The 18,597-nt window shown below is 38.8% G+C and carries 18 protein-coding genes; 5 read left to right on the forward strand and 13 right to left on the reverse strand.

The features are described from left to right. Window positions 1-140: 140 nt before the first annotated feature. The 9 genes from C8P64_RS02985 to C8P64_RS03025 form a co-directional block, all read right to left on the reverse strand. Window positions 141-326: a hypothetical protein gene (locus C8P64_RS02985; protein ID WP_108170564.1), complete on the reverse strand. Its 186-nt coding sequence runs from the start codon at window positions 324-326 to the stop codon at window positions 141-143. 287 nt (window positions 327-613) lie between these two features. Then, on the reverse strand, window positions 614-1,081 hold the full coding sequence (locus C8P64_RS02990) for a GNAT family N-acetyltransferase (protein WP_108170565.1): 468 nt from the start codon (window positions 1,079-1,081) through the stop codon (window positions 614-616). Window positions 1,082-1,115: 34 nt separating this feature from the next. Continuing rightward, window positions 1,116-2,429: a M20/M25/M40 family metallo-hydrolase gene (locus C8P64_RS02995; protein ID WP_108170566.1), complete on the reverse strand. Its 1,314-nt coding sequence runs from the start codon at window positions 2,427-2,429 to the stop codon at window positions 1,116-1,118. Window positions 2,430-2,555: 126 nt separating this feature from the next. Beyond that, window positions 2,556-3,578 carry a hypothetical protein gene (locus C8P64_RS03000; RefSeq protein WP_108170567.1) on the reverse strand — a complete coding sequence of 341 codons (1,023 nt, stop codon included), beginning with the start codon at window positions 3,576-3,578 and terminating at the stop codon, window positions 2,556-2,558. Window positions 3,579-3,631: 53 nt separating this feature from the next. Continuing rightward, the gene (locus C8P64_RS03005) at window positions 3,632-4,525 is read right to left on the reverse strand and encodes a haloalkane dehalogenase (RefSeq protein ID WP_108170568.1); all 894 of its coding nucleotides are present in this window, start codon (window positions 4,523-4,525) and stop codon (window positions 3,632-3,634) included. A 103-nt stretch (window positions 4,526-4,628) separates the two neighbouring features. Continuing rightward, on the reverse strand, window positions 4,629-6,044 hold the full coding sequence (locus C8P64_RS03010) for an MBOAT family O-acyltransferase (RefSeq protein WP_108170569.1): 1,416 nt from the start codon (window positions 6,042-6,044) through the stop codon (window positions 4,629-4,631). 7 nt (window positions 6,045-6,051) lie between these two features. Continuing rightward, on the reverse strand, window positions 6,052-7,104 hold the full coding sequence (locus C8P64_RS03015; RefSeq protein ID WP_108170570.1) for a hypothetical protein: 1,053 nt from the start codon (window positions 7,102-7,104) through the stop codon (window positions 6,052-6,054). Between the two features lie 416 nt (window positions 7,105-7,520). Further along, complete coding sequence (locus tag C8P64_RS03020; RefSeq protein ID WP_108170571.1) at window positions 7,521-8,153, reverse strand: chloramphenicol acetyltransferase; 633 nt, start codon at window positions 8,151-8,153, stop codon at window positions 7,521-7,523. A 101-nt stretch (window positions 8,154-8,254) separates the two neighbouring features. Further along, window positions 8,255-9,142 carry a dioxygenase family protein gene (locus C8P64_RS03025; RefSeq protein WP_108170572.1) on the reverse strand — a complete coding sequence of 296 codons (888 nt, stop codon included), beginning with the start codon at window positions 9,140-9,142 and terminating at the stop codon, window positions 8,255-8,257. A gap of 231 nt (window positions 9,143-9,373) precedes the next feature. Between C8P64_RS03025 and C8P64_RS03030 the strand changes: the two genes are divergently transcribed. Beyond that, complete coding sequence (locus tag C8P64_RS03030; RefSeq protein ID WP_108170573.1) at window positions 9,374-10,846, forward strand: aminopeptidase P N-terminal domain-containing protein; 1,473 nt, start codon at window positions 9,374-9,376, stop codon at window positions 10,844-10,846. A gap of 26 nt (window positions 10,847-10,872) precedes the next feature. On the opposite strand, the gene C8P64_RS03035 is transcribed toward C8P64_RS03030, so the two are convergent. Further along, entirely contained in the window at window positions 10,873-11,742 is an 870-nt protein-coding gene (locus C8P64_RS03035) for an SDR family oxidoreductase (protein WP_108170574.1), read from the reverse strand. A gap of 412 nt (window positions 11,743-12,154) precedes the next feature. Here C8P64_RS03035 and C8P64_RS03040 point away from each other — a divergent pair, with 412 nt between their 5' ends. From C8P64_RS03040 to C8P64_RS03050, 3 genes are all read left to right on the forward strand, one after another. Next, a complete protein-coding gene (locus C8P64_RS03040) occupies window positions 12,155-12,682 on the forward strand; it encodes a DUF4494 domain-containing protein (RefSeq protein WP_108170575.1) in 528 nt (175 codons plus the stop codon). A 263-nt stretch (window positions 12,683-12,945) separates the two neighbouring features. Further along, the gene (locus C8P64_RS03045; protein ID WP_245889645.1) at window positions 12,946-14,292 is read left to right on the forward strand and encodes a glycosyltransferase family 2 protein; all 1,347 of its coding nucleotides are present in this window, start codon (window positions 12,946-12,948) and stop codon (window positions 14,290-14,292) included. A 260-nt stretch (window positions 14,293-14,552) separates the two neighbouring features. Then, entirely contained in the window at window positions 14,553-14,936 is a 384-nt protein-coding gene (locus C8P64_RS03050; RefSeq protein ID WP_108170577.1) for a cupin domain-containing protein, read from the forward strand. Between the two features lie 84 nt (window positions 14,937-15,020). Here the strand turns inward: C8P64_RS03050 and C8P64_RS03055 are convergent, their stop codons facing one another. The 3 genes from C8P64_RS03055 to C8P64_RS03065 all read right to left on the reverse strand — a co-directional run bounded on the left by C8P64_RS03055 (window position 15,021) and on the right by C8P64_RS03065 (window position 17,125). Beyond that, a complete protein-coding gene (locus C8P64_RS03055; RefSeq protein WP_245889646.1) occupies window positions 15,021-15,551 on the reverse strand; it encodes a CIA30 family protein in 531 nt (176 codons plus the stop codon). Between the two features lie 179 nt (window positions 15,552-15,730). After that, the gene (locus C8P64_RS03060) at window positions 15,731-16,060 is read right to left on the reverse strand and encodes an EthD family reductase (RefSeq protein WP_245889647.1); all 330 of its coding nucleotides are present in this window, start codon (window positions 16,058-16,060) and stop codon (window positions 15,731-15,733) included. Window positions 16,061-16,189: 129 nt separating this feature from the next. Then, window positions 16,190-17,125: an alpha/beta hydrolase gene (locus C8P64_RS03065; RefSeq protein ID WP_108170578.1), complete on the reverse strand. Its 936-nt coding sequence runs from the start codon at window positions 17,123-17,125 to the stop codon at window positions 16,190-16,192. Between the two features lie 290 nt (window positions 17,126-17,415). On the opposite strand from C8P64_RS03065, the gene C8P64_RS03070 reads away from it, so the two are divergent. Then, a complete protein-coding gene (locus tag C8P64_RS03070; RefSeq protein WP_108170579.1) occupies window positions 17,416-18,525 on the forward strand; it encodes a ScyD/ScyE family protein in 1,110 nt (369 codons plus the stop codon). Window positions 18,526-18,597 lie beyond the last annotated feature (72 nt).

The raw sequence follows: 18,597 nt of genomic DNA on the forward strand, positions 1-18,597 counted from the left end.
CACAGCAATTAATAGCCGTTTCAATCATCCTGTATTCCAAATTAAATACTGTGACTACAAAGCTAAAGCCTGATCTAAAAGGACAAATAATTCTCCTTTGGATAAAAATTTAGCATATGATTAGATTTGAGGGATTGACCTTATTCAGATCTTACCGTGGTCTTTTTATTTCCGGTATTCACAATGAACCTTCCCGTAATAAGCCAGCCAATACCAAGGCCAATAAGCATTCCAGATAATAGATGTATATCTATCCTGTTGAAATAATATCCAATTAAAATTCCGGTGATTATCAGCCCTAGTCCACCGATCCTTACTTTATTCATGATTTCTCATTTAAGGTCTATGCATTAAAAATGCGTGGTAGGGACTGCATAAGGTTGGCTAAGACCTGATTTGGATGCTAAACTTAAGTATTTTTCTCAAAATTTTTAAGCCTAATGGTTACTTTTCGATGAACGACCGGTTTTTTAAATTCTAAGTTGAAGGCTTGAAACTATCTCTTAAACAAGAATGCAGATTAGAAACTACAGTTAACGAATTAGATTTGTATCTAAGTGTGTCTAAAATTGAAAAACTCTTAATCTTTATTTCTTTTATTGATCTATCCTTTTTATTCTGAAGACCATTTTATCTTGATAGCTCTGATCTTATCGGTTTCCAGTTTTACATCATTATAGATCTCAAAACCATTCTTTTTATAAAACTCCAGCGGTGACCGGTAAGGCGATCCATTACACTTCACGTAATCGGCTGATGGGATAACCCAACCATTCAGTTCTTTTCTTTGCTTTCTGGCGAGGTTCAGTAAATTGGTCCCAAGTCCTTTCCCCTGAAATTCTGAATCAATTATAGCCGCAAACCAGCGTTCCTCTTCCCGGATAAAGTCAAAATACCAGCCTATGATATTTTCATTATCATCAACAATCAAAATGTGATATTGATCTTTAAGTCCGTTTAAATAAGCTTCGAATTGCTCCGGCTTTTCATACCGGAGATTTTGTGGATATTCCCTGTTCCACAACCCAATTATCTGCTCTTTTTCTATCTGGGATAGAGTATTTCTTTCCAGGAATTTCAAAACTTATCCATTTAATCAAACCGGGTTCTTGCTCCTACTCTCTGAACTCTTTCATTTTTGAGAGTCGGTACATCAATATAGCCGCTCTTTTAGCCTGCACTCCTAATTTATTAATATTACCCGTTTCATTAATGGTATGATCATTTGCACCACTAAGCCCAAGGCCATCTACCGCCATTTCCACATGGCCCGCGGTAAAAGATATATCTGCCGCACCAGCATTTCTTGGGTTTACAGGATACACTTTTCCAAAACCAAGCTCCTGACTGATCTTATCATAATATTCCAGCAGTTTTAAGTTCCCATTTGTTTTAGCAAGCGGCGGATACCCTCCTGCATCAAAGCTAAGATTGGCTTTGGTCTGAGGATAATTTTCAGAAACAATTTTTTGCATGGTTTCCTTAGCTCTCTCCAATTGCTCCAGCGAAACTGCTCTTATATCTCCTTTAACGATGGTCTTTTGAGCAACTACATTGGTCTTTCCTAATGCAGAACCTCCAGTTTCATCTTCTTTTAGATCAACTGAAGTTCCTCCCAGAATAAATCCGGGATTAAAAGTAAGGTTCTCTTCTTTTGAAAGCTGCTGATAGAATTCGTTCAGGATCCTTGAAGTTTCATATATAGCGCCTGTTCCAACTTTTTCAGTAAATACCTGTGATGAATGCGCTGCATTACCAGTGACTTCAAGTTTCCAGCCTGCAGATCCTCTCCTGGCTACTACAATGGTTTCCGGATTACCATCCCCATTCTCAAAACCAAGGGCGACATCTGCCCATTTTGCTGCGTCTGTAAGCTCCTTTTTGGAAAGTTCCAGCGGACTTCCGCTTTTTTCTTCATCGCCGGTCATCACGATCTCGATTGACATTTCATCTAATAAACCAGCATCTTTTAATGCCTGCATGGCCAGGATTATGATCACATCCCCACCTTTCATATCTGCCACTCCCGGCGCCTTCATTACCGAATCGTTGACCTTAGTGGAACTTTGGAACGGACTATCAAGTTCAAAAACAGTATCAAGATGGCCTATTAATAGTAATTTCAATCCTGGTTTACCTTTATGTGCAGCCACAAGGTGCCCGGCCCTTCCAAAGGCTTCGCCAGAAGTTAGCCTAGTTTCAAATCCCAGTTTATCCAGTTCATATTTGAATAACTTTCCAACTTCGCGAACGCCCTCGAAATTCATCGTCCCGCTATTTATATTTACCGCTTTAGTCAATAACTCCAGAGCTTCTGCCTCGTGTTTATCAACAGATTTTACGATCTTTTTTTCTTTTCCATCTAATTGTGAAAATGAAAAAATTGGTGAAAGGCATACCAGTAGAAAGACTATAGATCTGAGATTCATGTAAATTGATTTTTTTTTTTGGAAATTCTTAATTGATTTCTAAAGTACAAAAAGAAAAGTTCAAGTAGTTAAGACCTGAAATCAGGATTCTAAAACCCGTGATTATAATAAGGAAAGTGAGAGTTATTAGTCAGCCTTAAAGTTTGCAGACGCTTCAATTTGCTCCTTAAATCTATGTTTATCATCAATATGCAGAACGAGCGTCTTGAAGGTGCTTTTCCTACCGTAAAGTCCGGTTAAAGTATTGTGTTTCTTCATACGAAGGATCAGGTTATGACTTTCAAGAGAACCAAGAAACGAAAGTTTCTTCGTATCAGAATTCAGTTCAATATCTTTAGATGAAATTTCTATGGCTTCTATATCCTTTATCTCCACAACTGCTTCATTCATGATCCCATATCGCAGATACAGCTTGTCATACCCAATAACAACAGGCCTCCCAGACATAGAACGCATAAAACCAAATATCTGAAATAATGAATAAGCACTGAGCAAGGAAAGTATCCAAGCGACAGTATTACTCCACATAGCCAAAAGAATATGAAGTACGATCGTTTCGATAATGATCAGGAAGATCAATACAGCCAGTAAGGATACCGAGCCACTCTCTTTATGATATTGAAACTCATTTGTTCTGAACGGTCTTTTTTTCCAACTCAAAAATCCATAGTAAAAAACAGCAATCTCAGTAACTACGGGAATCACAAATGGTTTTGGAAAAAGCTCATTACAGGTCTTTTTTAAAATGCTATAAAAATCTGTATCATCTTCTTTATTCAATTGAAATTTCCTGATCGCCTGGTGAACCTTAAAAATAACGAAGCCTAAAACGGAAATCTCTAATACCGGAAGTCCCCAGGTCTCGAAAAGATCCAGATAATAATGCTGCTCACCCGGGATAATATATTTACCGACGATTAGAGCAAAAACCAGTAAAGGAACAAGCGTAGTTTTCGGGATCTTGGTTTTCCTGATCAGAATAAAATATACCAGCGGAATGGTTATTAATAAGTCAAAGCTAATGCCTAAAGAAAATACCTCAATATTCTCCTTAAAAACTGCGGTTGTTGAAAGAACAACCATGGTAGCCATCATTAACAGGGGAAGCCCAAAAACCAGATAGTTATGCGGAAGTCTTAATCGAAACATATTCTATGATCTTCTATTTATATGACGAACATATTTGAGAATGTTACATAAAATCAAGAATCAGATTCTAATTTTTCTCCTTTCATAAACCTATCTATATAACCGGCTATCTCCTCTCCTTTTTCCTCCTGCAAAAAATGTCCGGCGCCTTTTATGATGATTGGTTTTTTACCAATACTTCCTGGAATTAGCTTATGAAAGAAGTTTTCTAAACCGCTAAAAACAGGATCCTTATCTGAAAACATGATCAATGCCGGTTTATTCCATTCTGAAAGGACTTTTCTGGCCTTTATCATCCTATCTACTCCTTCATCATCTGGGCTTGAAGGAACCAGTTGAGGAAAAGCTTTGGCTCCATCTTTATATTTTTTTGAAGGGAAGGGACTATCATAAGCTTTTCTCACCTCTTTGGAGATCTTACCAAAACTGGCAAATTTCACGATCCTACCGGCAGATAATGCAGGATGATACCGGGCATATAATTGCCATAACCTGAAATACCACGGGAGCTTTTTTCCCTTGGGCAGGAAGGTATTCAAAATCACCACTCTTTTAAATCTTTCCGGATATTCACCAAGCAGGCTCAAACCTAGAAGACCTCCCCAATCCTGAACGATAAGGGTGATATCATTCAGCTCAAGTTTATCTATAAAGTTTTTAAGGGATCTAAAATGAAGATCGAAGGTATAGTTCTTCCAGCCTACTGGTTTATCAGACTTTCCAAAACCCAGCATATCTGGAGCTATAAAGCGGTAATCTTTTAAGACCGGAATAAATTTCCTGTACAGGTAAGACCAGGTAGGCTCCCCGTGCAAAGCGAGAATCACCTCTCCCTCACCCTCGTCTATATAGTGCATGTCACAGGTACCAAAATTCACATAATTCTCCTGGTATGGAAAATCTGGAATAGATTTGAATCTTTCGGGATCTGTTTTGAGTACCTCCATTTTATATTCAGTTTAACTGGCATCCATATCAAAGACCGGATAGAATTAGGGAATACTAAAGCATTTTATTCAAGTTAGATAAATTAATTCAAAAGGGGCTTTATCAGAACTGAAAGTAAATAAATTGTTGCCCACTACCCTGTGAGATCACAATCAGAAAAAGCATAACAGCCCATCCTATACCTAATAACCACGCCGGAGTTTTTACAGACAATTCTTTCAGAGAAGAATTCCGCATTAGGTAATGGCAAATGAATAACAGGCTTATTAAAACCATCACTTTTATTATATCAAAATTCTGTAAAAGCTTCACTCCTTCTCTATTTACAAAGAACATGGAGCCAATCATATTTTTAGCTGTTTCAAATTCACGAGCCCTGAAGAATACCCAGGTAATATTTACGCAGGTATAAGTAAGCAAGGCCAGAAAGATCCCGTTTATTGGGGTAACCTTAATCCTGACTTTATTTTTCAAAACCCTTTCTACGACCAGATAGGCTCCGTGTAGCGCGCCCCAGATTACAAAGGTCCAGGCTGCCCCGTGCCATAGTCCGCCCAATAACATTGTTAGCATAAGAGCTACGTACATCTGGGTGATACCGTGCCTGTTTCCACCCAGGGGGATATAAAGATAATCTCTTAACCAGGTTGAAAGCGATATGTGCCACCTGCGCCAGAGATCTGAAAATCCTACTGCCGCATAGGGATACCTGAAGTTATCTGGCAAGATTATTCCCAGCATTAAGGCTATTCCGATCGCGCAGGTAGAGTATCCGGCAAAATCAAAGAATATCTGACCGGAAAAAGCCAAAGTTCCGGTCCAGGCATCCAGACTGTTCAATATATCCTTAGACCCAAAAACCGTATCTGAAGTTCCCGACAGTAAAGTATCTGCCAGAACCACTTTTTGAAACAAACCGATAGTTAGTAAAAACAGTCCCCATAAAAACTGATTTGAAGAAGCCTTTTTTTCTTCGTAAAATTGACCGATCAGATCTCCTGCCCTCACAATTGGTCCCGCTACTAACTGCGGAAAGAAGGTGACATATAAGGCGAAATCAAGGAAGGTTCTGGCCGGTTTAATTCTTTGGTAATACATGTCTATGGTGTAAGACATGGTTTGAAAAGTGTAAAATGAGATTCCCATAGGCAGAATAATATCCATGGGTTGTGGCTCATAGGTCATTCCCACTGCATTCATTCCGGCAGTAAAATTTTCAAGGAGGAAATTCCCATATTTAAAGAATGCCAGGAAGCCAAGATTAGTGAACATACTTAAGAGTAACCACATCTTTTTTTTCCGGTCATCCTCTTCTACTGCAAGTTTATTTCCAGCGGTCCAGTCGACAACGGTGGAGATCCATAAAAGAATTACCAGTGGTGGATTCCATAAACCATAGAAAATATAACTAGCCAGCAAAAGCATACGTTTGCGGTTAGACCAGCTTAGAATATTTGAATAATAAAGCGCCAGAACAATACCGAGAAATAAAATAAAGCCCAATGAGTTAAAAAGCATATCCTTACTAATTATTGGTTAGCTGATCTATTCGATCAGATTTAGAAATATGTCCATCCCTGAATAATAAGTCTACAAAAGCTTCTGTAAAGTTATCGGCATCTTCTGCTGAAAGGTGCGACCATTCCGGGCAGTCATAATCTTTCAACTTCTGATAATCTTCAAAATGATATGCAGGAACATCAGACTTTTCTACCAATTGATCCCAGTATTCTTTCCGTGGAAAAACCTTTTTTTCAAAGCCTCTTACATCGCCGGTTGAGGGGCATCTTATCAATACCACCTTACCGCCACGATCCCTGAATTTCTTTACATTCTCTACGAAAAACTCGGTAGTTGCTTCCTTCTCAGGTTCAAAATCGCCACCGGCGTTTCTAAAGAACATCCATACTTTTTTGATGGTTCCGGCGAAAGCAGTATCAGTCGCAGTACGCTCTGTCATTCTCAGATTCCGGCTCTCATCTACACTTGAAAAAACATGGAATGGAGGCATGGGATCGGGAACTCTTTCGCCAATTTTTATCTCGTCGAGAAGAGATTTCAGCTTGATGCCATCAACGCCCGAAACATCACTAACGAAAGCAAATGAATTCTGAATTGGAATAGACAACGAATTATTTAGCCTATCTGCATAGGTGCGATCCTTATAATATTTTATTCTTTTATTGATCTTTTCATTTGGAGGAGCTTCAGGAAATACCGTGGAAAAGAATAAACTTTCAGTAACTCCTACCACAATAGTTCCTTTAAAATCTGAATTATTAACCAGGTCGTCGAAAGCATATAAAGGCGAAGTTCCTTCTATGGCAAGCTGTATAGGTCGCTTCCCGGTTTCCTGTTCCCACTCATCTAATTGAAGATCAAAATAAACCCGGGAAGAGCCAATGAGGATAACATCATCTTCAGTTGCTTCTTCTACCCTAGCTCTATGGATGGCCCACAGGTTGTCATCATCATCCAGGTCTGCTGTAAATCCCTGGCTACGCCAATATAGTTCCCAGGCAGTTAACCCTAAAAGGCAACCTACCACACCGATTATCAATGACTTTTTTAGATTCATTATGCTTGGAATAAGAATTTAAATTGTTGGGCAGTAGGTAAGAGTAATATGGAATGAATGCTGAAAAATTAAGGCTGTCTTTAAAAAATAAAATTTCAGGATTTTTCAAGGAATTAAGGCTTAAATGTAATTGGTGATTTCAGCTAAATCTTTTCAACATATCTCAACCAATATATTGTAAATATATGATTTTAAATTAATTACGATTTAATTGAAATGAAAATTGTTGATATAGACTAGACCTTTTTAGAAAATCTCAATATTTCGAAGAATTGGAATATTTTCAGCAAAAAACAGCTTTGGATTTTTCATTATGTATAATAATTGAATCCAGAGATAAGGTAACAGGCCATAGATCTGAAGATATCCAGATCAGGAAAAAAGTCAGAAAGCCAATAAGCTTATAATTTTACCGGTTATTCACCTAGGCCATTCAATAGTTGCTGAAATTTATTTACAAACAATCCAACATGATAACCATCCATCAGGGCATGATGTACATGTATGGAAACCGGCATTATTCTTTTCCCGTTCTCTAAACTTAATTTCCCAAAAGAGATCTTGGGACAACTATCTTCACTGGAGAAACTTCGGGAATGGGATAAAGAAGTGAATTTCATCCACGGCAAAGCCGAATAATGAACCTCGTTACTTCTAATTTCCTCTAACATAAGTCCGCTACCAGATCTAATTCGAGCTATTTCCTGTTCAGCATTTTCAAGGAAGATATTGAGATCTTCATTATAGATAATATTCGAAAAACCAAAAGTATTGTCGTCTCTGCTTATTGTGGCCGAAGCATTGATCCTGTCATGAATATAAACCCGCTCTCCTTCGATCCTGTATTTAAATGCTTCGATAGAATTTACCGCCTTGCAGGACAGATACAGATAATACAAGAAAAAAGAGATATTTTCATTTTTACATTTTTCATAAGCTATGCTGCAATCCAGGTCTACAGTGATCCCGAAAAAAGGTTCTTCAAATTTTGAGAAGAATTGAAAATGTTCCTTTCTATTCCAGGTAGAGATATCTAGTTCGGTCTTCATAATGCCCTTAAATTTCCGGTTTTACAGAGAACCGCAAAACTAAAGTTTTCAAGAACAAAATTTAGGCGATGAAGAGATTTAGTTTTTAGTTTGAGGCTGTATTAAATGCGAAGAAAGGTTCTTACCATCTCTTTACCTTCACCATGAGAAACAGATTTTTTCAGCAGGATCTCACCTTCAGGTTTAAGTTCAAAATATAGTTTTTCATACATTCCCTCGGGCAGACCACCATATTCGAATTCATTCTTGCCCAGGTAGGTATATACTTTTCCAAAAACTTCATTTTTAACCCATAGATCTCCATCCCTGGTAAAAAACTCGCTTACTTCTCCGTTTTCAACATTCTTATATTTCCCTACGAGACTGTTCAGGGCGGCATCGGTCGGTTTCAATTTATCGTTCATATTACAATCAAAAACGATCTTATGAGTGTCTCCTTCTTTTTCTAATTTCAGTATCCTGTTCTTCGCCCTGGGATTACTGGATGATGGATCATTATCCAGGTATTTATCTCCTTCAAAATAGATCTGGGTGATGAGACTCTGATATCCGGGTGCCGAGATCATCATATGAAAATGCGCGGGCCTTATCTCTCCTCCACCGGCATCATAAGGAACCGGCATTTGTGTGATAAACCGGTAATCCCCATTCTCATCACTATACGTAGTTCCCCTGTACCTGAATTCTTCACTTTCATTATCATAAACCTCATCATTGGAGCAATGCCACAACTCTACTTTGGCTTTCGCATAAGGGGTGCTGCAATCCTTGTGTCTCACTTTACCTGAAAGTTCAACTAACTCTCCGGGCATGCCTTTAATTACAAGGTTCTCCCTAACCGGGCTATCAGGGCGATAAAATGGCCCCAGGATATCTGATGTAGTTTCGCAGTCCCCCACGTAATTTTCACCATTAAAACTGATGAAACCCGTAGTTGAGATTGCAATAATGCTTAGGCCGGTAAGTTTTGTAAATTCTCTACGTTTCATTTTCCAGGATATTTAATTAATAAAATCACTAGCTAATAAGTAGAGAAATGTAGCTGGACGGGAGGAAATATGGAGTTCCTTAAATTTACGACAAAATTTATTAGCAGAACAGGGAACTCACCAGACTCCAAAGACCTTAAGCTTAAAATTTCAGGATGGTAATTTCTATTTGATCTTTAGTTTATTTTAATCTGAATATTAATAAGTATTTTGCGTATTAAATTCATCACTATGAGATCTCTACTTTTCATGTTTATAGGTTTTTGCTGCATCAACCTTTTTGCGCAGGAATCGAAACCACAGGATTATCTATCATCTGAATTTCACAAAAGCAGGCGCGAAGCTTTAAGAGCCAAAATGCCCGAAAACTCTGTAGCTTTTTTCTTCGCGAATCCTGTTAGGAACAGGGCAAACGATGTGGATTACGTTTATCATCAGGATCCCGATTTTTATTATCTCACTGGTTATAAAGAACCACATGCGGTGCTGGTTATTTTTTCTGAAAAACAGACAGATGATAAAGGAAATAAATTTGATGAGGTCCTTTATGTGCAGGAGAAAAATCCGCGTGCCGAAATGTGGACGGGATACAGGCTTGGTGTGGAAGGCGCAAAAGAAGAACTAGGCTTTGAAACTGTATTCAATGGGAAGGATTTTTTAAATGATGATCTCTCTTTTTCTGAATTTGAAACAGTATTACATAAACCATTTACGAACGATTACCGGGACACCAGAAACGAAGCAGACCTGGCAGATCTCATAAAGTCTTTTAAAACGAAGGTCTACGAGGAAAAGGTTCCACAATTAAGCAATGGCTCTTTGAATGTTGAACTAAAACAGGAGGTAACCACAGAACCAAAAATGAATGTGGATACCCAATCTCTGAGAACTTATATGGGCTCCCTGAGACAGATCAAGACCCCAGAAGAAATGAAACTGCTTAAAAAAGCGGTGAGAATCTCGGCTATGGGACAGGTTGAAGTGATGAAGGCTATGCACCCCGGCATGTCTGAGACCGAGATACAGGGATTGCATGAGTATGTTTACAAAAAATATGGCAGCGAATATGAAGGATATCCTTCTATCGTTGGAGCGGGGAACAATGGATGTGTTTTACATTACGTGGAAAATTCCAAGACCAAAGTAGATAATGATCTGGTGTTAATGGACCTGGGTGCAGAATATCATGGTTATACGGCAGATGTTACCAGAACTATTCCCGCAAATGGAAAATTCAGCAAGGAGCAAAAAGCAATCTATGAGCTGGTATATGAAGCACAGGAAGCAGGAATTGCGCAGGCGGTGGTAGGTAATAATCCTTCAGACACGCATATAGCAGGGCAAAAGATCATTAACCAGGGTTTATATGAATTAGGCATCATAAGCTCTCCAGATGCAAGGCACCTGTATTTCCCTCACGGCACTTCTCATCATATAGGTCTCGACGTTCACGATCTGAACACAGGTGGAAATTTTGAACCGAACATGGTCATCACTGTGGAGCCGGGAATTTATATTCCTGAAGGCAGCGATTGTGATGAAAAATGGTGGGGCATCGCGGTAAGGATCGAAGACGATATTCTTATCACGGAAAACGGACCTATAAATCTCTCTGCTGAAGCTCCGCGTAAGGTTGAGGAAATAGAAAAAATGATGGAGCAACCATCGGTTTTTGATAAATTTCACCTACCTCAATTAGATTAGAAGAAAGACCATTTTAAAATAAGATATTATTTATCTGGCCGGGCATTAAGACCAAAATCCTGTTCGACCTTGGCATACCATTCGTCATCTGAGAGGGCGTTCCAGTCTATCCAGTCTTCATCGCTCATAGATGCTCTCCACTGTAAAAATGGCTCTGCGTCTGGTCCCACGGGATGCCTTAATTTCCAGGAATCACTTTCGGCGATTTCCAGGATCTTATCTGCCACCAGACTGGCATGAGTTGGATGCTTCAGGGACTCTTTGAATAAATTAGAGAACCGCTCGGTTATGGGAGATCTGGATGCAGTATAATCTTTAGTCGAAATATCCCGGGCCATATCGGTATCAATAATTCCAGGTTTTACAATTCCAACCCGAATATTATAAGGTTTTACTTCCTGGGCAAGAGCCTCACTTAAAGCTTCCACGGCAAATTTGGATGCGCTGTATGAGGATAATGGTGAATTGGAGATATGTCCAGAAACAGAAGAAACATTAATTATACAACCCGAGCCATGCTTACGCATAGCACTTAAAACCGCCTTTACGCAGCGAATGATCCCAAAATAATTGGTCTCCATCACCTCTTTAAAATGTGATATATCCAATTCTTCAATTGTGCCATGCCTTTCTATACCGGCATTATTTACCAGCACATCTATGGGCCCGTTTTCTTTTAAAATAGTTCCAATGGTAGTTTGTACAGATTCATCTGAATCTACATCCATTTTATGACAGGAAATATTGAGATTATCCTTTTCAATATGTTCTTTTAGTTCTGTGGCCTTATCAGGATCTCGCATGGTGGCAAAAACCTTATAACCTTTTTTCGCGAAGGCAAGACTGGTTTCTAATCCTATTCCCCTGTTGGCGCCAGTAATAATTACCGATTTCATGATGATATAATTTTAAAAGCAGGCAAGAGGGAGAGAAAGGACTAAAAATCTGTTATACAGAAGTTTAATTTACAATATTCTAATTATCCTGGAAAAAATAAATAAAAAATTATTCAGGTTCAATTCCTTCGCAGGGCTGCAGAAGTTGCCTGACAACTCTTTCCTGCTCTATTAATTACTAATTATAATTTGAACTAATATTTATTTGACAAGACATCTTCAAAATTAAAATTTCGGGATTCGACTGCTCAATTTTCCTTTTCAGTGATCGATAGAAACATGGAATTAAAAAGAAAACTCACTGAACTTGACCTGATAATACTCTTTGATCAAAATTTGTGAATATTTATTTCAAAGTAAGCTTCGGCAGATTTTTTTAAAATCTATATTTGGCGTCCCAAAAAAAGAAGATATGAGCGTAATATGGTATGAGTGCAAAGTTAAATACAGAAAAACTCATGAAACCGGAGAAAGTAAGATAACCACTGAAAATTACTTGCTGGATGCCGTTTCTTATACAGAGGCAGAAAGCCGTATCACTGAAGAAATGGCGGCGTATACCAGTGAGGAATTCAAGATCACCAATATTAAGGTGGCGAATTTCTCTGAGGTACATCCTTTTGAAAATTCAGACAGATGGTTCAAATCAAAGGTTTCTTTAATTTCCTATGATGATGAGAGTGGGAAAGAGAGAAAGTCTAATCTATATATGCTGGTGCAGGCTAACGATGTAAAGGAAGCCTATGAAAATACCGAGCAGGCGATGCAGGGAACTACCGGAGATTATACCATCCCCGCAATTACCGAGTCTCCTATTCTTGACGTTTTCCCTTACTTCACCGGTGATGAAGAGGAAGCTGAAAAATTCGCGACGATCAAGAATTCTGAACCTTCTGAGGAAGAAGAAAAAGAAGTATTGGAAGAAAGTGAAGCTGTTTAAACTATTAACAGGTTGTCCCAAGGTGTTGGGACAACCTTTCCCATTACTGTGTATATCCCTCTTCCAAAGTTCATATATGCAGAATAAATACACACCCCTACCGGAATACCCCCTTACAAAAGCTTGATAATCAAGACTACACACACTGGCACGAGACTTGCTAGTGACCAATCCTATATGATTTAATACAATCAAGTAATATGAATACAGGCAATAAAAATTTTGCAAGTAACACAACGAAAAAATCTAGCGAAACCTTAGCTATGCCGGTAGAAAAAACTACCAATAAATGGGGTATCGTGGTGCTGGTAAGTACTTTTATCTTAATGATAGGAGCTGCCTTTCTGGTATACAATCTACAAAGTGATTTTTCAGATTATAATACTGAAAGAATGACCACTACCTGGGGATTGATCTTCTCTGTCATTGCCGGGGCTTTGTTCCTGTATCGTGGAGGATTTTTTATCTATAACCTTTACCTTTATTTCAGGTATAAAGTAATTAAATCGGTAACAGATGAGGAACTACCAACCTGTACCGTGATCGTCCCTGCTTACAACGAGGGTAAACAGGTTTACGCCACTTTAATGAGTCTGGCAGCAAGTGATTTTCCAAAAGAAAAATTACAATTATTAGCCATCGATGATGGCAGCAAGGACGATACCTGGTACTGGATGCAGGAAGCAAAAAATATCCTTGGAGACAGGGTAACCATTTTTCAGCAACCGGAGAATAAAGGTAAGCGTCACGCCCTTTACCGTGGTTTCAACCTGGGTACAGGTGAGGTTTTTGTTACAGTAGACAGTGACTCTGTGGTAAATACAGATACACTGAGAAACCTGGTAAGCCCGTTCGTGGTAAATGAGAAATGTGGTGCTGTAGCAGGAAATATCAGGGTTTTAAACAATGAAAAAGCCTTGCTACCTAAAATGCTTAATGTGAACTTCGTACTTAGTTTCGAATTCATGCGTTCTGCGGAAAGTACACTGGAATCTGTTCTATGTACTCCGGGAGCATTAGCGGCCTATAGAAGTTCAGCGGTTTTTGAATGTCTACCAGAATGGATCAACCAGACCTTTATGGGAAGACCTTCAGATATTGGAGAAGATAGAGCGATGACCAACATGATCCTTAAACGTGGTAATCATGTGTTGTTCCAGAGAAATGCTTATGCCTACACCAATGTTCCTGAAAGATACAGCGGACTGTATAAAATGTTCATTAGATGGGGACGAAGCAACGTACGTGAGAATATCGCCATGTCTAAATATGTGTTCACGAATTTTAGAGAAGGTTCAAAGATTGGTTCAAGACTTTTGTTCATCAATCAGTTCCTGAAGATCATTATGAGCTATCCGCTTATTCTTATCATGTTCTATTTCGTGGCATCTCATCCAATACTTTTCTTAAGTTCCACACTATTGAGTATTCTTATATACTCGAGTTTCCCGGCATTCTTTTACGCAAAAAGATATACGTTAGCTGAATCGTTCTGGGCGTATTCCTACAGCATCCTGTATACATTCGGGTTGTTCTGGATCACTCCTTACGCAATCGCTACCGCAAGTAAAAGTGGTTGGTTAACCAGAGAACTTAGTACTAAAAAATAATTGAAACTTGACCTATGTTAGGGAAGGCCTGAGATCTTTAAGATCGCAGGCCTTTTTTCATTGTAAGAATCTCAAGCTTAAAACCTGATAAGAAATTACCAATCAGGCTTTTAAAACATAATAAGTCTAATAAGAAAGGTATTTGAGTTATTATTTGACTACCTTATATAGGATTTATTGGATCTAAGTTCTTTCAGATCCTAATTCATCATTCCCCCTGAAAATGGATAACTCTATCCTAACTAATAAACAGGACGATTATGAAAATTTCAAAAGACAGTATCGAAGTAAAAATGGAAATACCCGGAGTGGTGATCCGTCAGAGGAGAGATTTTGGCGATGCTTCAGGATTAGGGAAAATAAGTGGGGAATATTTTAGCCTGTCGGCTGGGGTAGATACCACACCACTCTTTGTCGGCCTAGAAGGGAATTTGTGTCAATGCCCGCATTGGGGTTATGTTTTAAAAGGAAAGCTATCCACCACAGATGCCAAAGGAATAGAAGAAAGGGTAAGCGGCGGGGATCTTTTCTACTGGCCACCCGGGCATAATGTTAAGATCCTGGAAGATGCCGACATCGTCATGTTCAGTCCGCAGAATGAACACACCCATGTTATTGATCATATGAAGGAAATGCTAAACTAAATAGTCGCTTAGTACTATTAACCTATAGTTATAGCTAAGAAAGTGAAAGCCAGAAAACCTTTGGCTTTCAAGGATATTTTTGACCTACTTCAGCTCGATCTTATCTATCAATAATTTAAAATCCTGCTCCTTTTTATTCCCTATTAGGAAAGTGACTTGTGTGATCTGGTCTCCAGAAAAGTTAGGCATATCCAGTTTTCTTCCGCGGAAGGAAGGATACATGTCTTTTAATGGGATCTCAACCTCTTCCCACTCACCTGAAGTAGGGAAGGTATAGATATAAGAATAATAGTCGCCAGATCTATTCTTGATCCTGAATTGATAATCCTTTCCATCACCGCGAAGCCTGATCTTTATACTGGAAAAACCTTTTACACTCATGGCTTCGAAACCATATTGCACAGAGGAAAAGCCCCCGTTATTCTCCAGGGAGACATGTCCGCTAAAAAGCCCGTGCCCATCTTCAGACAATTTAAAGCTACCGGAAGATTCTCCACCCATGACCACATCGTTCACCATTTCCCATGCACTTATATCTGAATCTTTATTAAAATCAAAAATTATTGGGGAGTTCATACCTGCCATAAATAAGATTATACTTAAAAAATACTTCATTTTTCCAGCCTTTTAGAATGTTCCACAGATCTACCTGACATTAAAAATAAGCCCGGTCCTGCGCCAAACATTGATTTTCCTTTTAAGATAAACATTTAAATACAATTGCCAGGTGGCAAAATAAAACGCATGCTTCTGTAATATTGAACAGGCTTTAACTTTATCCCAAAGGCAGATTTTTAAATCACGATTTCACTTATCTGGACCACAGGTTCAATATCTGTAAAATTGGGAAGGTCACCCATGATCGCATCGGCATTTGGACCGAAAGATTTATGAAATGCATCCATAGATTCAAAATACAAATTACCAATGGCTATATAGACTGCCGGTGAATCGGGAGCATTTCCTCCAAGACCTTTCTCCACAGAAGCTGATTTTACAGCAGCTCCCAGTAATTTCCCCACTAGTCCTACATGCTGATTGCAATAATAATCCAGGTCGAATTTTTTACCATCCTGGTTGGGATACATAACGCTTAATTTTACCATTCCTTTTTCCATGATCATTTACTTTAATTATAGATTAGATGAGCATTTGAAAACAATACCCCGAATGTTTTTACAGTATTTTCCTTTCATCAGGTTAGCAAAATCAAATGCGCCTTATAAATATACAGTTATCATCCCTAATAAATATTAAGAGTTTGACTTTAAAGTATTTAACCAGGAAAACATTCCTTCAAAAGCTTTCTCTCGAATCGCCTTTGGGGATAGAAAAATATCATGCATGGCATTTTCAACTTCCAGCAAACTAACCTTGTCACCCAATTTAGCCCCGATCTTTTTGATATCTGAAACATCAAGGACAATATCATTATATTTTGCCTCCTCGCTGTATTTTGAAATTTTTGCGGAACTTGAAGAATGCATGACCAGAACAGGAACCTGGATATTAGAGGCTGCTAACTTTTTATGGGCAGATCGAATTGCCAGTAACCAGCGAAAGTAGGTAGGAAAACCTTCGAGAGGTTTCCATTTATGATTAAAATCCCATTCTCCATAGTAATCTTTGTGTATGCTTTTAACGTATGCCGGAGACAGGGCGCCGTCAACCTTGGAAAATTCAGAAAAACGTGTCATAATAAGAGCAGCCAGGTAAACCATATACTTTTTAAAACCGCTTTGGTTGAAATCCAAAAAAGGTGAATTCAAAATAAGCCCTTTTATAAGATGCCTGTCTGCTGACTCATTCATATAATTGCTCGCGATCAAGCCCCCGGTAGAATGTCCCATTAGAATGATCTCGCCATTACTAGCATCATTGATATGCCTAATGGCCAGGCTAATTTCCTCATGGTATTCAGCGAGATCACGACAATAATTAGGATGTTGATGAGGTAATAATGACCTGCCATATTTTCTAAGGTCCAGGGCATAAAAATCAAAACTATTCGCATTGAATTTCTCCCCCAGGTGAGCCTGAAAAAAATAGTCTACGTATCCGTGCAAATAGAGAACACTTTTTCTGTCTCCCTGATTAAAGTTTGAAGAGACCAGCGTAGCGGTTACCTCACCTTCATAATCGGGCTCTAGCCTGATGGTCTTACTTGAAAAGTCTTTAAGTATGTTCACGTGTTTATTCTAATTACTTTAAAATTACCGAAGTAAGGTACTGATACGCTATCTATTTACCAGCAATTCTCCCTTAGTTTAAACAATGATTTCCGGTTTTTAATGTAATTCTTTTGCTTGAAAAAACATCTACTTAACACACCAATAGATCAAAATACACTATATTTACATTTCTCATTATCAGTCGATTAAGCATTTGCTCCAGATCAACCCACTTACCCCTTAAGCAGGTTAGGATCACGATCCTCTTTGCATTTTAACTAAAACAATAACCAATAAAATTTATCATTATGGAAAAACAATTTTTTTTCGGAAGTCTCTTGTTGTTATTCATTTTCATGGTTGCTTGTACTAATGAAACTGTCATTACAGATATAGCAACCGAGTATGAATCCAGTATTGGAAAAGACCCGGCAATGCTGAAAGCTAAATTAAATAATGATGGTGAGTTTAGCTCTCCATTGTTCGATCTCGCTACTGCCCCAAATAATGATATTCTGGTGGCTGATGCCGGCCAGGGTATCACCAATATTTATGGCGCTACAGAATTCGCTTTACCTGGGGTCACCTCGGTTTCAACTGTAGGCAGGGGTATTATGTGGGCCACTACGGGACCAATGGATCCTGCAGAAGATAGCGGACAGGCAATACACCTTGTAGGAAATGGGGGCACTAAAATGGTCGCCAACCTGTTCCACTTTGAAGAGGAAAATGATCCCGATGGTGCCGGAGTTGACTCAAATCCATATTCTGTAGCTGCTCTCAATGCTAATTCTGCATTAGTAGTAGATTCAGGTGCCAACGACCTTATGCGGGTTGATAATAAGGGAAATATTGAAGTTGTTGCTATCTTTCCAGATGAACCGGTATCTACAGATAACCTTAAAAATATTGTGGGTTGTCCCGATCCTATACCTGGTTTTGAGGCCTTCTGTAATTTACCTCCAATGATCCCGGCGCAGGCGGTACCTACATCGGTTGTAGTTGGTCCCGATGGTTATTACTATGTTAGTGAATTAAAAGGTTTTCCAGCACCTGCAGGAGCGTCTAATATCTGGCGTATATCGCCTAACGCATCGGGTGCGATGTGCGGAACAGATCCGGATTGTGTGAAGCTATTTAGCGGAGGATTCACTTCTATCATAGATATAGCTTTTGATAACAACGGAATGCTTTATGTAGCCGAATTTGATGAAAAAAGCTGGTTCGCCGTAGAAGTATTACAAAATGGTGCCGGAGGTAATATTAAGGTTTGTAATACCGAGACCCTGGAATGCCAGACCATAGCCAGCGGAATTCCTATGTTAACAGCAATTACTTTTGGCAAGGATGGTAAATTATACGCCACAAAAAATTCTCTGATCCCAGGTCAGGCAGAGGTTATTGAAATAGCCCAGTAAAAACCGGATAGGGATTTCTTATTAGAATCCTACTATAAAAAAGATCGGGAAATGGATTTCTCCACTTCCCGA

Origin of the sequence: Christiangramia gaetbulicola (genome assembly GCF_003054225.1) — a bacterium.
In the GTDB taxonomy this organism is placed as follows: Bacteria; Bacteroidota; Bacteroidia; order Flavobacteriales; family Flavobacteriaceae; genus Christiangramia; species Christiangramia gaetbulicola.

Coding starts and splice junctions, on each gene's coding strand:
- C8P64_RS03000 (WP_108170567.1), bottom strand. CDS start 3,578: ATGTTTCGATTAAGACTTCCGCATAACTATCTGGTTTTTGGGCTTCCC.
- C8P64_RS03070 (WP_108170579.1), top strand. CDS start 17,416: ATGGAAAAACAATTTTTTTTCGGAAGTCTCTTGTTGTTATTCATTTTC.
- C8P64_RS03020 (WP_108170571.1), bottom strand. CDS start 8,153: ATGAAGACCGAACTAGATATCTCTACCTGGAATAGAAAGGAACATTTT.
- C8P64_RS03045 (WP_245889645.1), top strand. CDS start 12,946: ATGCCGGTAGAAAAAACTACCAATAAATGGGGTATCGTGGTGCTGGTA.
- C8P64_RS03055 (WP_245889646.1), bottom strand. CDS start 15,551: ATGAAGTATTTTTTAAGTATAATCTTATTTATGGCAGGTATGAACTCC.
- C8P64_RS03030 (WP_108170573.1), top strand. CDS start 9,374: ATGAGATCTCTACTTTTCATGTTTATAGGTTTTTGCTGCATCAACCTT.
- C8P64_RS03060 (WP_245889647.1), bottom strand. CDS start 16,060: ATGATCATGGAAAAAGGAATGGTAAAATTAAGCGTTATGTATCCCAAC.
- C8P64_RS03010 (WP_108170569.1), bottom strand. CDS start 6,044: ATGCTTTTTAACTCATTGGGCTTTATTTTATTTCTCGGTATTGTTCTG.
- C8P64_RS02995 (WP_108170566.1), bottom strand. CDS start 2,429: ATGAATCTCAGATCTATAGTCTTTCTACTGGTATGCCTTTCACCAATT.
- C8P64_RS03025 (WP_108170572.1), bottom strand. CDS start 9,142: ATGAAACGTAGAGAATTTACAAAACTTACCGGCCTAAGCATTATTGCA.
- C8P64_RS03035 (WP_108170574.1), bottom strand. CDS start 11,742: ATGAAATCGGTAATTATTACTGGCGCCAACAGGGGAATAGGATTAGAA.
- C8P64_RS03040 (WP_108170575.1), top strand. CDS start 12,155: ATGAGCGTAATATGGTATGAGTGCAAAGTTAAATACAGAAAAACTCAT.
- C8P64_RS03050 (WP_108170577.1), top strand. CDS start 14,553: ATGAAAATTTCAAAAGACAGTATCGAAGTAAAAATGGAAATACCCGGA.
- C8P64_RS03005 (WP_108170568.1), bottom strand. CDS start 4,525: ATGGAGGTACTCAAAACAGATCCCGAAAGATTCAAATCTATTCCAGAT.
- C8P64_RS02985 (WP_108170564.1), bottom strand. CDS start 326: ATGAATAAAGTAAGGATCGGTGGACTAGGGCTGATAATCACCGGAATT.
- C8P64_RS03015 (WP_108170570.1), bottom strand. CDS start 7,104: ATGAATCTAAAAAAGTCATTGATAATCGGTGTGGTAGGTTGCCTTTTA.